The sequence below is a fragment of the Lyngbya sp. CCY1209 genome (assembly GCF_055795065.1).
Genome location: NZ_JAYFER010000255.1, coordinates 1 through 203, shown reverse-complemented (window position 1 = coordinate 203; position 203 = coordinate 1). Strand labels below are relative to the sequence as shown.

The following is a 203-nucleotide window of genomic DNA, read 5'->3' as shown; positions in this document are numbered from 1 at the left end:
GCAGATGCCTGGATTCTCCTCTCCCACGGCAGTCGCCGTCCCGGCGGAAATCAACCCGTCGAACACCTCGCCGCCGAATTGAGAGCCACCCCCGCCTACTGGTCCGTACCCCCCGATCTCGAATCGCGGATTCAGGAATTGGCCGACGCCGGATGTGAAGCGATCGGCATCATCCCTTATTTTATATTTTCCGGCCGCACCAC

The 203-nt window shown here is 60.6% G+C and carries 1 protein-coding gene; it reads left to right on the top strand.

What is annotated here, in order from left to right; translation table 11 throughout:
• The coding region (locus AC0QHF_RS07070) for a sirohydrochlorin chelatase (protein WP_324703494.1) at nt 1-203 on the top strand (203 nt) is incomplete at both ends.